The sequence below is a fragment of the Nesterenkonia sp. AY15 genome (assembly GCF_022565855.1).
Taxonomy (GTDB): Bacteria; Actinomycetota; Actinomycetes; order Actinomycetales; family Micrococcaceae; genus Nesterenkonia.
In genome coordinates, this window is record NZ_JAJOYV010000001.1 from 757,115 (window position 1) to 769,197 (window position 12,083).

The 12,083-nt window shown below is 69.5% G+C and carries 14 protein-coding genes; all 14 read left to right on the forward strand.

All coding sequences use genetic code 11. From position 1 onward, the window contains the following. The first annotated feature begins 41 nt into the window (after positions 1–41). On the forward strand, positions 42–542 hold the full coding sequence (gene ribH, locus LSI54_RS03425; protein ID WP_241464348.1) for a 6,7-dimethyl-8-ribityllumazine synthase: 501 nt from the start codon (positions 42–44) through the stop codon (positions 540–542). Between the two features lie 14 nt (positions 543–556). Beyond that, positions 557–820 carry a phosphoribosyl-ATP diphosphatase gene (locus LSI54_RS03430; RefSeq protein WP_241464349.1) on the forward strand — a complete coding sequence of 88 codons (264 nt, stop codon included), beginning with the start codon at positions 557–559 and terminating at the stop codon, positions 818–820. Positions 821–879: 59 nt separating this feature from the next. Beyond that, positions 880–1,731, forward strand: a complete 852-nt coding sequence (gene hisG, locus LSI54_RS03435) for an ATP phosphoribosyltransferase (RefSeq protein WP_241464350.1) — start codon at positions 880–882, stop codon at positions 1,729–1,731. Positions 1,732–1,745: 14 nt separating this feature from the next. Further along, the gene (hisF, locus tag LSI54_RS03440; RefSeq protein ID WP_241464351.1) at positions 1,746–2,510 is read left to right on the forward strand and encodes an imidazole glycerol phosphate synthase subunit HisF; all 765 of its coding nucleotides are present in this window, start codon (positions 1,746–1,748) and stop codon (positions 2,508–2,510) included. Between the two features lie 7 nt (positions 2,511–2,517). Then, positions 2,518–2,886, forward strand: a complete 369-nt coding sequence (hisI, locus tag LSI54_RS03445; RefSeq protein ID WP_241469950.1) for a phosphoribosyl-AMP cyclohydrolase — start codon at positions 2,518–2,520, stop codon at positions 2,884–2,886. Beyond that, a complete protein-coding gene (locus LSI54_RS03450; RefSeq protein ID WP_241477758.1) occupies positions 2,879–4,531 on the forward strand; it encodes a chorismate-binding protein in 1,653 nt (550 codons plus the stop codon). Before hisI ends, LSI54_RS03450 begins: the two co-directional genes overlap by 8 nt. After that, positions 4,528–5,283, forward strand: coding sequence for a Trp biosynthesis-associated membrane protein (locus tag LSI54_RS03455; RefSeq protein WP_241477759.1), 756 nt, complete (start codon positions 4,528–4,530; stop codon positions 5,281–5,283). Before LSI54_RS03450 ends, LSI54_RS03455 begins: the two co-directional genes overlap by 4 nt. A 127-nt stretch (positions 5,284–5,410) precedes the next feature. Then, a complete protein-coding gene (locus tag LSI54_RS03460) occupies positions 5,411–5,791 on the forward strand; it encodes an HGxxPAAW family protein (RefSeq protein ID WP_241464355.1) in 381 nt (126 codons plus the stop codon). Continuing rightward, entirely contained in the window at positions 5,792–6,595 is an 804-nt protein-coding gene (gene trpC, locus LSI54_RS03465) for an indole-3-glycerol phosphate synthase TrpC (RefSeq protein WP_241469947.1), read from the forward strand. Between the two features lie 115 nt (positions 6,596–6,710). Continuing rightward, positions 6,711–8,027 (forward strand): tryptophan synthase subunit beta, encoded by a 1,317-nt coding sequence (trpB, locus tag LSI54_RS03470; RefSeq protein ID WP_241464357.1) that lies wholly within the window; start codon positions 6,711–6,713, stop codon positions 8,025–8,027. Next, positions 8,024–8,890, forward strand: coding sequence for a tryptophan synthase subunit alpha (trpA, locus tag LSI54_RS03475; protein ID WP_241477760.1), 867 nt, complete (start codon positions 8,024–8,026; stop codon positions 8,888–8,890). Before trpB ends, trpA begins: the two co-directional genes overlap by 4 nt. Beyond that, positions 8,887–10,473, forward strand: coding sequence for a sodium-dependent transporter (locus LSI54_RS03480; RefSeq protein ID WP_241464359.1), 1,587 nt, complete (start codon positions 8,887–8,889; stop codon positions 10,471–10,473). The genes trpA and LSI54_RS03480 overlap by 4 nt, the downstream gene beginning before the upstream one ends. After that, positions 10,473–10,577 (forward strand): methionine/alanine import family NSS transporter small subunit, encoded by a 105-nt coding sequence (locus tag LSI54_RS03485; RefSeq protein ID WP_241464360.1) that lies wholly within the window; start codon positions 10,473–10,475, stop codon positions 10,575–10,577. Before LSI54_RS03480 ends, LSI54_RS03485 begins: the two co-directional genes overlap by 1 nt. A 131-nt stretch (positions 10,578–10,708) precedes the next feature. Further along, positions 10,709–11,959, forward strand: a complete 1,251-nt coding sequence (gene lgt / locus LSI54_RS03490; RefSeq protein ID WP_241477761.1) for a prolipoprotein diacylglyceryl transferase — start codon at positions 10,709–10,711, stop codon at positions 11,957–11,959. The last annotated feature ends 124 nt before the right edge of the window (positions 11,960–12,083 follow it).

Below are 12,083 nucleotides of genomic sequence, written 5' to 3' on the forward strand. Positions count from 1 at the left end.
GTGATCCCCATGACACCGACCACCACAGCAGAGGAGCCCGCATGAGCGGCACCGGAACACCCCAGATCGAGACCTCCGAGCTGGCGGCGCTGCGCACCGCTGCCGCCGAGCAGGACCTGCGCGTCGCCGTCGTCGCCTCGCGCTGGCATGAGGTGGTCATGGACGGGCTGATCGCCGGCTCGCGCCGCTTCTGCGCGGAGATCGGTCTTGAGCACGTCACCGTGATCCGGGCTCCCGGCTCCTTCGAGCTGCCGGTGATCGCCTCCCATGCCGCGAGGAGCTTCGACGTCGTCGTCGCCTTGGGCGTGGTGATCCGCGGCGGGACCCCGCATTTCGACTATGTCTGCACCGCCGCCACCGACGGTCTGAGCCAGGTCGCGCTGAGCACCGGCACCCCGGTCGGCTTCGGACTGCTCACCTGCGACGACGAGGCGCAGGCGCTGGACCGCGCCGGTCTGGAGGGCTCCAAGGAGGACAAGGGCTTCGAGGCGGCCCACGCCGCCGTCGCCGCAGCCGTGGAGATCGCCGCGCTGAACCGGTGAGATACCCTGGAGCGGTGAAAACCTTCGATCAGCTCTACGCCGAACTTGCCCAGAAGGCCGAGACCCGTCCGGAGGGTTCAGGCACCGTCGCAGCCCTCGATGCAGGCGTCCATCAGATCGGCAAGAAGGTCGTCGAAGAGGCCGCCGAGGTCTGGATGGCGGCCGAGTATCAGAGTGATGCGGAGACCGCCGAGGAGATCTCCCAGCTGCTCTACCATCTGCAGGTCATGATGATCGCCAAGGGCATCGCTCCCGAGGACGTCTACAAGTACCTCTGAACCTCCCGGGCGAGTTCGCCGACACCGCCGTCACCTGCACACGAAAAGACGAGATCCCTATGCTGCGCATTGCTGTTCCGAACAAGGGCGCCCTCTCCGAGGCCGCCATGGAGATGCTCTCCGAGGCTGGCTACGTCCAGCGCCGCGACCGGCGCGAACTGGTCATGCTCGATGAGGAGAACGGGGTGGAGTTCTTCTACCTGCGGCCCCGCGACATCGCCGTCTACGTCGGCGCCGGCACCCTCGACGTCGGCCTGACCGGCCGCGACCTCTTCCAGGACGCCCGGGTGGACCACGGCGCCGAAGAGGTCCTCGGGCTGGGCTTCGGCAAGTCCACCTTCCGCCTGGCCGGACCCGCCGGACGATTCACCAGCGCCGCAGACCTCGCCGGCACCCGGGTGGCCACCAGCTACGACGGCCTGCTGGCCCAGTGGTTCCAGGACCAGGGCGTGCCCGACGTCGAGGTCGTCCACCTCGACGGCGCGGTCGAGACCTCCGTGCGGCTCGGCGTGGCCGACGCCATCGCCGACGTGGTCGAGACCGGCAACACGCTCAAGGCCGCCGGGATGGAGACCTTCGGCGAGCCGATCATGCGCTCCGAGGCGATCCTGATCTCCGGCCGCGACCAGCACCCCGAGGGCCTGGACCGGCTCATCCGCCGTCTGCAGGGCGTGATGGTCGCCGCCCAGTACGTGATGATGGACTACGACGTGCACCGGGACCTGCTGCCGGCGGCCGCCGCGATCACCCCGGGCCTGGAATCGCCGACCATCTCTCCGCTGGCGGACGAGAACTGGGTGGCCGTGCGCTCGATGGTCCCCGCCAAGAAGACCAACCAGCTGATGGACGAGCTCTACGAGCTCGGCGCCCGCGCGATCCTGGTCTCCTCCATCCACGCCTGCCGCATCTGATCGCGGGACAGCAGATGACACTTTCAATCCGAGTCATCCCCTGTCTCGACGTCGACGCCGGTCGCGTGGTCAAGGGGGTCAACTTCGAGAACCTCCGCGACGCCGGTGACCCGGTGGAGCTGGCCCACCGCTACAACCGGGCCGGCGCCGACGAGCTGACCTTCCTCGACGTCACCGCCTCCTCGGCCGACCGGGAGACCACCTACGACGTGGTCACCCGCACCGCCGAAGAGGTCTTCATCCCGCTCACCGTCGGCGGAGGCATCCGCTCGCCCCAAGATGTGGACCGGCTGCTGCGCACCGGGGCCGACAAGGTCTCGATCAACACCGCCGCGGTGTCCCGCCCCGAGGTGATCAACGAGATCGTCGGCCGCTTCGGCAACCAGGTCCTGGTGCTCTCCCTCGACGCCCGGCGCAGCGACGCCACCGAATCCGGCTTCGAGGTCACCACCCACGGCGGCCGCACCGGCACCGGGATCGACGCGCTGGCGTGGTGCCGCGACGCGGCCGAGCGCGGGGTGGGGGAGATCCTGCTGAACTCCATCGACGCCGACGGCACCCGCGACGGCTTCGACACCGAGATGATCTCCGCGGTGCGCGCGGTGACCCGGGTCCCGCTGATCGCCTCCGGCGGCGCCGGAGTCCCGGCCCACTTCCCGCCCGCCATCGCGGCCGGCGCCGACGCGGTGCTGGCCGCCTCGATGTTCCACTTCGGGCCCGATGACATGATCGCCCAGGTCAAAGACGCCATTCGATCCGCCGGATACCCGGTGAGATGAGGTCCGCATGAGCAGCAGCGAAGAAGCCGAGATGCCACTCCTCCCACGGGCGGTGCGCGAGGCCGTGCGCTTCAACGCCGACGGACTCGTGCCGGTGATCACCCAGGACGCCGAGACCTCCGAGGTGCTGATGCTGGCCTGGATGAACGAGGAGGCGCTGGGGATCACCCTGGCCACCCGACAGGGCGTCTACTTCTCCCGGTCCCGCCAGGAGCTCTGGCGCAAGGGTGCGACCTCCGGCAACGTGCAGCAGGTGGTCTCGCTCGCGCTGGACTGCGACGGCGACACCGTGCTGATGCGGGTCCAGCAGTCCGGACCGGCCTGCCACACCGGCACCACCGCCTGCTTCACCGGACGGGAGATCACCGATGCATGACCTCGGCACCGTGGTCCCCGGAGCGAAGGAGTTCCTCGAGCTGGCCCACGATCACCGGGTGATCCCGGTGTCCATGACGCTGCTCGCCGACTCCCACACCCCGCTGAGCATCTACCGGGCGCTGGCCACCGACGACGCCGGAGCCGCCCGCCCGGGCACCTTCCTGATGGAGTCCGCCGCCCCCGGCGCCGCCTGGTCCCGGCACTCCTTCATCGGCGTGAGCTCCTCCGCCACGCTCAGCGAGAAGGACGGCGCCGCACACTGGATCGGGGAGCCCCCGGTCGGAACTCCGCGTGAGGGCACCACCGCCGCGGTGCTGCGCGACACCCTGGACTTCCTCTCCGGCACCGCCACGCACGGCCCGGACGCCGCCACGCACAGCCCGGACGGCACCGCCGCTGGAGCCGCCGAGGCCGCCGCACGCGCGACCCCGGGTCGGCCCTTCATCGAGGAGCTGCCGCACCTGACGTCGGGCCTGGTGGGCTACGCCGGCTGGGACGTCATCCGACACTGGGAGAAGCTGCCCCACCCGCCCACCGACGACCTCCACGTCCCGGAGATGGCGATGAACCTGGTCTCGGACCTCGCGGTGCATGACAACCGCGACGGCACCGTCACCCTGGTGGCCAACGCGATCAACTTCGACGGCCAGGACACCGGCGCCGAGGGAGCCTACGCCGACGCCGTCGCCCGGCTGCACCGGATGAGCGCGACGCTCGCCGAACCGGTCGCACCGGTGGTCTCCACCGCCCAGCCGCACTGGGGTGCGGCCGTGAAGCAGGACCTCACCGACCGGGTCGTCCACGCCTGGGACCAGAACGAATACCTGGCCACCCTGGGCAAGGCCAAGCAGGCCATCATCGACGGCGAGGTCTTCCAGATCGTGGTCTCCCGACGTTTCGAGGTCGAGACCGACGTCGACGCCCTCGCCGTCTATCGGATGCTGCGGCTGCTGAACCCCAGCCCGTACATGTACCTGATGCACTTCGAGACCCCCGACGGCGAGCCCTACCAGCTCGTCGGGGCCTCCCCGGAGGCGCTGGTCACCGTGGAGGACACCACCGTGATCACCCACCCGATCGCCGGCACCCGCCCCCGCGGGGAGACCCCGAGGCAGGATGCTGAGCTCGCCGAGGACCTGCTGGCGGACCAGAAGGAGCGCGCCGAGCACATCATGCTGGTGGACCTGGCGCGCAACGACCTGGCCAAGGTCTGCGTCCCCGGCTCGGTCCAGGTCACCCGGTTCATGGCGGTGGAGCGCTTCAGCCACGTGATGCACCTGACCAGCCACGTGCAGGGCGAACTCGCACCCGAGCACAGCGCCTATGACGTGCTCTCCGCGACCTTCCCCGCCGGCACGCTCTCCGGGGCGCCGAAGCCGCGCGCGCTGCAGCTGCTCGACGCCTGGGAGCCCACCCGGCGCGGGATCTACGGGGGAGTGGTCGGCTACTTCGACCTCTCCGGACGGATGGACGCCGCCATCGCGATCCGCTCCGCGCTGTTGAAGGGTGGTCGGGCCTACGTGCAGGCCGGCGGAGGCATCGTGGCCGATTCCGACGACGACGCCGAACGTGAGGAAACCGTGAACAAGGCCGCCGCACCGCTGCGCGCGGTGCTGGCCGCCGATCGTCTGGAGCACACATGAGCAAGACCACCCCGTCCCCGGAGAACCCCGGCCCCGAAGGCCGCGGCTCCTCGATCGCCTCGCGACTCCGCAGGATCATGACACGTCGTGGCGTGGTGCTGATGTCCCTGCTCGGCGGCGCGCTGCTGCTGATCTCATCCACCATGACCTGGGTGCACGCCTACGGCCTGGGCTCCACCTCCACGGTCCAGGAAGTGGCCATCACCGGCGCCGAGCTGGTCGAGACCGTCACCGCCATGGGCCTGGTCGGGCTCGCCGCAGGCGTCGCGGTCACGATCGCGAAGCGGCTGGGCCGCGTCGTCATCGGCTCGGTGCTCTTCGGCGCCGCCGTCATCGCGCTGCTGGCCATCCGCTCGGTGCTCGCGGACCCGGCCAATGCGGCCTCCGCGGCGCTGGGCGACATCACCGGCACCACCGCCGACGCCGCGCGCTACGAGCTGAGCATGGCCGTCTGGTTGGGCTTCATCGGCGCGCTGCTGCTGCTCATCGCCTCGCTCGCGCTGCTGGTCGTCTCCCATCGCTGGCCGGACCGCAAGTCCCGCAGATACCAGGTCAGCACCGCCGAGGACGGCGCTCAGGGCCAGCTCGACGGTGATGCCCCCGACGGCGGGGCGGTCGAGGCCGGCCAGGAGGGCACCTCACATACTCCGGCCGCGAAGCGCGGTGACGGCGGTCCCGAGTCCGGACCCGACGAGTTCGACCTCTGGGACGGGCTCTCCGACGGCCAGGACCCCACAGACCCCCGCCGCTGAAACCCCGGCGGCCCTGGTCGCTGAAGGTTTCGCGTCGCGACGTCACCGACGACGAGGCGCATCCATACGTGGCAGAATGGGTCGCAGAATTGAATGAGCACTGCCGCACGTTCTAGAGAGGACCAGAATGGCCAACACCAATGCTCTGCGCGACACCGAGCCAGCTCCCGGCGAGAAGATCGATGATGAGTTCATCCATCACGATCACATCGGCCACGGCTCCACCCCTGCAGCCTGGGCGCTGAGCCTCACCCTCATCGTCGGTTCGATCATCGCCGGGCTCGGCATGGTGCTCGAGGTCTGGGTGTTGGTCTGGATCTCGATCCTCTTCCTCCCGCTGGCGATCATCCTGGGCCTCGTGCTCAAGGCCAAGGGCTACGGCGTGGAGATGGATTCCACAGCGGTGCTCAAGAACGGCGAGAGCGCCCGTGCCCACCAGGGTCCGGCCAGCCCGGACAACACCCGCGGCGGCAAGGACAAGCGGCGGCCAGAAACCGCCGCACGCTGAATGGTGAGCGTCCTCGACTCGATCATTGCAGGGGTCCGCGAAGACCTCCAGGCGCGCCGCGCCTCGGTTCCGCATGAGCAGATCGTCGCAGCGGCGGCCGCTGCGCCTCCCGCGCTCGACGCCCATGCCGCGCTCCTGGCGGGACGCGAGGACCCGCACGGCGTGCGGATCATCGCCGAGGTGAAGCGCTCCTCACCCTCGAAGGGTGCGCTGGCCGAGATCCCCGATCCGGCCAAGCTCGCCCGGTCCTACCAGGACGGCGGGGCCGCAGTGATCAGCGTGCTCACCGAAGGACGGCGCTTCAACGGCAGCCTGGCCGACCTCGACGCGGTGCGCGCCGCCGTGGAGATCCCGGTGCTGCGCAAAGACTTCATGGTCGAGGAGTACCAGTTCTACGAGGCCCGCGCCCACGGCGCGGACCTGGTGCTGCTCATCGTCGCGGCCCTCGACGACGACACGCTGCGTGACTTCCTCGCCCTGACCCACGACCTGGGCATGGAAGCCCTGGTCGAGGCGCACACCGAGGAAGAGATCGCGCGCGCCGTCGCGCTGGGCGCCAAGATCGTCGGAGTCAACGTGCGCAACCTCAAGACCCTGGAGGTCGACGTCGCGCACTACGCCACGATGGCCCAGCACCTGCCCGAGGATGTGGTGCGGATCGCCGAATCCGGCGTGACCTCCGCGCAGGTGGTCGCCGACTACTCCGCCCAGGGCGCCGACGCCGTCCTGGTCGGAGAGGCCCTGGTCAAGGACGGCGAGCCGGAGACGGCGCTGCGCAGCTTCCGCACCGCAAGCCTCGTCTGAGCTTCGTCCACGCAGAGCTTCAGCAGGTCTGAGCATCCGCCCTTCTCGGGCGACGCAGAATTCCACCGGCGCCGTGCTGGATGACCAGAGCGGCGGAGAACATCGAGGAGAGACCATGAGCGCTCCCGCTGAGGAGACACAGAAGTACCGCGACCACGAAGGGCCCTATTTCGGGAACTTCGGCGGACGCTGGATGCCGGAATCGCTCGTCGCCGCCCTTGATGAGGTGGAACAGACCTTCCGTGAGGCGAAGCAGGATCCGGAGTTCCTCGCCGAGGTCCACCGCCTCGGCCGGGACTACACCGGGCGCCCCTCGCTGCTGACCGAGGTCTCACGCTTCGCCGCCGAGGCCGGCCCCGCCCGGATCTTCCTCAAGCGCGAGGACCTCAACCACACCGGCTCGCACAAGATCAACAACGTGCTGGGTCAGGCGCTGCTCGCCAAGCGCATGGGCAAGACCCGGCTGATCGCCGAGACCGGCGCAGGCCAGCACGGCGTCGCCACCGCCACCGCCGCCGCGCTGATGGGCATGGACTGTGTGGTCTACATGGGCTCCGAGGACACCCGCCGGCAGGCGCTGAACGTGGCCCGGATGCGGCTGCTCGGCGCCGAGGTGATCCCGGTGGACCACGGCGCGAAGACCTTGAAGGACGCGATCAACGAGGCGCTGCGCGACTGGGTGGCCTCGGTGGAGCACACCCACTACCTGCTGGGCACCGTGGCCGGCCCGCACCCGTTCCCCGAGATGGTCCGCTGGTTCCACCAGGTGATCGGCGACGAGGCCCGTGAACAGATCCTCGCCATGGAAGGACGCCTGCCCGACGCCGTGGCGGCCTGCGTGGGCGGCGGCTCGAATGCGATGGGCCTCTTCCACGGGTTCCTCGACGACCCCGAGGTGGCGCTCTACGGCTTCGAGGCCGGCGGCGACGGGATCGAGACCGGCCGGCACGCCTCGGCCATCACGCTGGGACGCTCCGGCGTGCTGCACGGTGCGCGTTCCTTCCTGATGCAGGACGAGGACGGCCAGACCGTGGACTCACATTCGATCTCCGCCGGCCTGGACTACCCCTCGGTCGGTCCTGAGCACGCGTACCTCGCTGAGACCGGACGCGCCATCTACGAGCCGGTGACCGACGCCGAGTGCATGGCCTCCTTCGAGCTGCTCTGCCGCACCGAAGGCATCATCCCTGCCATCGAATCGGCGCACGCGCTGGCCGGTGCGGCCCGGCTCTCCCGCAAATGGGGCGCGGACGGCGAAGGCAAGATCATCATCATCAACCTCTCCGGGCGCGGCGACAAGGACGTGGAGACCGCCGCCGAATGGTTCCGGCTGCTCCCGGGCCAGGCCAACGACCCGATCGCCGAAGCCGAGGCGCAGCAGCGCACCGGCGACAGCGCCTCCGAAGCACCCCAGACGGGAGTCCAGTCATGAGCACCGAAGCCACCCCCGCCCAGTCGAGCGCACCGGTGTCCCAGGCCACCTCCACGACCGCCCCCTCCGCCACCGCCTCCTCCAAGACCGCGGACGCGATCGAGGCCGCCCGCGCGCAGGGCCGGGCCGCCTTCATCGGCTACCTGCCGGCCGGCTACCCGGACAAGGAGACCTCCATCGCGGCCGCCATCGAGCTGGCTCGCAACGGCGCCGACGTGATCGAGATCGGGGTTCCCTACTCCGATCCGGTCATGGACGGCCCGGTCATCCAGCAGGCCACCACCGAGGTGCTGGCCCGTGGATTCCGGCTGCCCGAGGTCTTCGAGATCGTGGCGGCCGTGGTCGAGGCCACCGACGCCGCGGTGCTGGTGATGACGTACTACAACCTGATCGACCGGATGGGCGCCGACGAGTTCGCCCGGCGTCTGGCCGAGGCCGGCGGCGCCGGCGCGATCACCCCGGACCTGATCCCCGATGAGGGCGGCGACTGGATCGCCGCCACCGAGAAGCATGGACTGGACCGGGTGTTCCTCACCGCTCCGACCTCCTCGGCGGAACGGGTGGCGCAGATCGTCTCGGCCTCCCGCGGCTTCGTCTACGGCGTCTCCGTGATGGGCGTGACCGGAGCCCGCGACCAGGTCTCCGACGCCGCGGAACGCGTGGTCAGCGCGGCCCGCGACGCGGGCGCCGAGCGGGTCTGCGTCGGACTCGGGGTCTCCACCCGGGCCCATGTCGAGGAGATCGGCCGCTACGCCGACGGCGTCATCGTGGGCACCGCACTGGTCGCCGCGCTGCGCGACGGCGGCCCCGCCGCCGTGGCCGCCCTGACCGCCGAGCTCACCGGGGCCGAGACGCCTCGATGACCCCACGTACGCCGGCACGGACTCGGATCCGGGAGAGCTTCAACTCCCGGACCGTCTTCATCCTGGCGGCCGTGGGCTCCGCCGTGGGTCTGGGGAACATCTGGCGCTTCCCCTACGTCACCTACGAGAACGGCGGCGGGGCGTTCCTGATCCCCTACCTGATCGCGCTGCTCACCGCCGGGCTGCCGATCCTGCTCTTCGACTACGCCCTGGGCCACCGGTTCCGCGGATCCCCGCCGCTGGCCTTCAAGCGGCTGCACCGGCACGCCGAGCCGATCGGCTGGATCCAGGTGGGGATCTGCTTCCTGATCTCCATCTACTACGCGGCCATCATCGCCTGGGCGGCCATGTACACCTGGTACTCCTTCACCCAGGCCTGGGGCGATGATGCCGAGAGCTTCTTCTTCACCGAGTATCTCCAGTACGACGGGGCGGGCACCGAAGGCTCCGGGCTCTCACTGGACTTCGTGGCACAGGTGGGATGGCCGCTGATCGCCGTCTGGATGGTGCTGCTCGTCGCGCTTGGGCTCGGCGTGCGGCGCGGCATCGCCCGGGTCTCCATGTATGGGATACCGGTGCTGTTCGTGATGTTCCTGATCCTGGTCGGCTACTCGCTCACCCTCGACGGAGCGCTCACCGGGCTCAACGCACTGTTCACCCCCGACTGGTCCGCGCTGACCAGCGGCACCGTCTGGATCCAGGCCTACGGACAGATCTTCTTCAGCCTCTCGGTGGGCTTCGGCATCATGATCACCTACGCCTCCTATCTGCGGCGCAGGTCCAACGCCACCGGCTCGGGACTGGTCGTCGGGTTCGCGAACTCCTCCTTCGAGCTGCTCGCCGCCATCGGGGTCTTCTCCGCACTGGGCTTCATCGCCGTCGCCGCGAACACCGCCGTGGACGAGGTCGCCTCCTCCGGGCTCGGGCTGGCCTTCGTCGCCTTCCCGACCATCATCACCGAGGCCCCGGCCTCCGCCCTGCTCGGCGTGCTCTTCTTCGGCTCGCTGACCCTGGCCGGCATCACCTCGCAGATCTCGGTGCTGGAGGTGGCGATCTCCTCGGTCAAGGACAAGACGGGTTGGTCCCGACCGGTGACGGTCGGCCTCGTCGGAGGATCCAGCGCGCTGATCTCCGTGGTGCTGCTCGGCGGGGTCTCCGGGCTCACGGTGCTCGACGTGATCGACGCGTTCTCCAACAACGTGGGCATCGTCGCCGCAGCCTTCATCGCGGTCGTCGCCGTCACCTGGGGCTTCCGACGCCTCGATGTGCTGGCCGCCGGGATGAACGCCTACGGCTCGATCCGGCTGGGACTGATCTGGAAGTCGTTGATCGGCGTGGTCATCCCGGTGGTCCTGGGCGTGCTCCTGGTGATGGACATCCGCTCCAAGGTCACCGAGGGCTACGGCGGATTCGACACCTGGGTCGTGATGACCTTCGGCTGGGGAGCCCTGGCCTTCGTGGCGGTGGCCGCCGTCGTGATGACCGCTCTGCCCTGGCGAGAAGGCTCCGCGCTGCACGCCGAGGCGCTCGAGGAAGAGCCTGAGACCGAGAACCTCGTCGACCGAGAGGGAGGCATGAGCTGATGGAGACCGACGCACTGATCATGATGATCGTGGCCCTGGCCACGGTCTGGGGCGGCCTCGCAGCCGCCATCGCCCACCTCAGGCGGTACCCGGACCGCTCCTAGGGCCGTTCCTGGGTGCGGCCCGCCCGCTGGTCGCACTGAGCAGGCTCAGGCCATAGACTGCACCGGATCACGAATTCAGCTCGTCCCCAGCTCAGCCGGGGGAGGGTGACCCACCACCGCGAAAGGACACCGTGTCTCTCACTTCAAGTCCGGTCAGCGCCCTGCAGACCGCCGCTGAGGCCACCGCCTCGGCGACGGCGCAGATCAGCGCAGCCTTCCCCTCCCCGCCCACAGACGGGATCGACATCGTCGGCCCGCTGCGGATCGGGTTCTACGGTCTGGCGATCGGTCTGGGCATCCTGGTGGCGTACTTCGTCTCCAGCCGGCTCTGGAAGTCACGCGGCGGCAGTCCCGAGAACGTCTTCGACGCGCTCATCTGGGCCGTGCTGCTGGGCATCGTGGGCGGTCGGCTCTATCACGTGATCACCTCCCCAGACGCGTACTTCGGGGAGAACGGCGACCTCTCGCTGATCCCGCAGGTCTGGCTGGGCGGTCTGGGCATCGTCGGCGCCGTCGCGCTGGGCGCCGTCGGGGTCTGGTTCGCCTGCCGTCGATACGGGATGAAGTTCGGCGCGTTCGCCGATGTGATCGTGCCCGGCGTGATCCTGGCCCAGGCCATCGGACGCTGGGGCAACTACTTCAACCAGGAGCTCTACGGCGCTCCCACCAACCTTCCCTGGGGTCTGGCGATCGACACCACCCAGCGCCACCAGGCGCCGCCGCTGGGCGCGAGCGAGTCCACCCTGTATCACCCCACCTTCCTCTACGAGAGCATCTGGAACCTGATCGGGTTCTTCCTGCTGATCGCGCTCTACCGCCGCTTCGCCGTGAAGCAGGGCCTGCTCACCTGGACCTACGTGGCCTACTACTCGCTGGGTCGCTTCTGGATCGAGTCGCTGCGCGTGGATGAGATGAACAAGTCCACCCAGTGGATCAACATCTTCGGCATCGAATGGCGCTTGAACATGTGGATGTCGGTGTTCCTGTTCCTGCTGGCGCTGAGCATGCTGATCTGGCTCTGGAGCCGACGCCCGCGCACCGAGGCGGCGCTGGCCGAGGAGATGGAGATCTACCGTCCCGGGCAGGGTCCGCGCGGATCCGAGGACCACGCCGCGCCGGCGGCTGACTCCAGGACCGGAGAGACAGCCGGCGAGGCCCCGCTGGAGACCGCTGACGTCTCCGCGCAGCCCGGCGATGCCGCCGCACAGCCCGGTGCTGGCACCGCCGCGACCGGCGTGACCACCGGTGCGACCACCGCTGACACGCCCGGTGTGACCACCACCGACACGCCCGCTGACAGCACCGCTCCCGGCGCGGTCGACAGCGGCGAACCGGGTGCTGATCCTGCCGGTTCGACTGAGACGGACAGTCCCAGATCCTGAGATCGGACTTGCCACCGGCAGGTCAGGGTTGGAAGATTGGTCTCATCCCCTGGCGTCAGCGCCAGGGCCACGACGGCGGCGCGCCGACCAATCCGCGCCGTTGCCGTCAAGCGCCGGGACACAC

Excerpts from the sequence above, each read along its gene's own strand:
- hisI (WP_241469950.1), top strand. The coding sequence starts at position 2,518 with ATGAGCAGCAGCGAAGAAGCCGAGATGCCACTCCTCCCACGGGCGGTG.
- hisF (WP_241464351.1), top strand. The coding sequence starts at position 1,746 with ATGACACTTTCAATCCGAGTCATCCCCTGTCTCGACGTCGACGCCGGT.
- LSI54_RS03460 (WP_241464355.1), top strand. The coding sequence starts at position 5,411 with ATGGCCAACACCAATGCTCTGCGCGACACCGAGCCAGCTCCCGGCGAG.
- LSI54_RS03480 (WP_241464359.1), top strand. The coding sequence starts at position 8,887 with ATGACCCCACGTACGCCGGCACGGACTCGGATCCGGGAGAGCTTCAAC.
- hisG (WP_241464350.1), top strand. The coding sequence starts at position 880 with ATGCTGCGCATTGCTGTTCCGAACAAGGGCGCCCTCTCCGAGGCCGCC.
- trpC (WP_241469947.1), top strand. The coding sequence starts at position 5,792 with ATGGTGAGCGTCCTCGACTCGATCATTGCAGGGGTCCGCGAAGACCTC.
- LSI54_RS03485 (WP_241464360.1), top strand. The coding sequence starts at position 10,473 with ATGGAGACCGACGCACTGATCATGATGATCGTGGCCCTGGCCACGGTC.
- LSI54_RS03450 (WP_241477758.1), top strand. The coding sequence starts at position 2,879 with ATGCATGACCTCGGCACCGTGGTCCCCGGAGCGAAGGAGTTCCTCGAG.
- LSI54_RS03455 (WP_241477759.1), top strand. The coding sequence starts at position 4,528 with ATGAGCAAGACCACCCCGTCCCCGGAGAACCCCGGCCCCGAAGGCCGC.
- trpA (WP_241477760.1), top strand. The coding sequence starts at position 8,024 with ATGAGCACCGAAGCCACCCCCGCCCAGTCGAGCGCACCGGTGTCCCAG.
- ribH (WP_241464348.1), top strand. The coding sequence starts at position 42 with ATGAGCGGCACCGGAACACCCCAGATCGAGACCTCCGAGCTGGCGGCG.
- trpB (WP_241464357.1), top strand. The coding sequence starts at position 6,711 with ATGAGCGCTCCCGCTGAGGAGACACAGAAGTACCGCGACCACGAAGGG.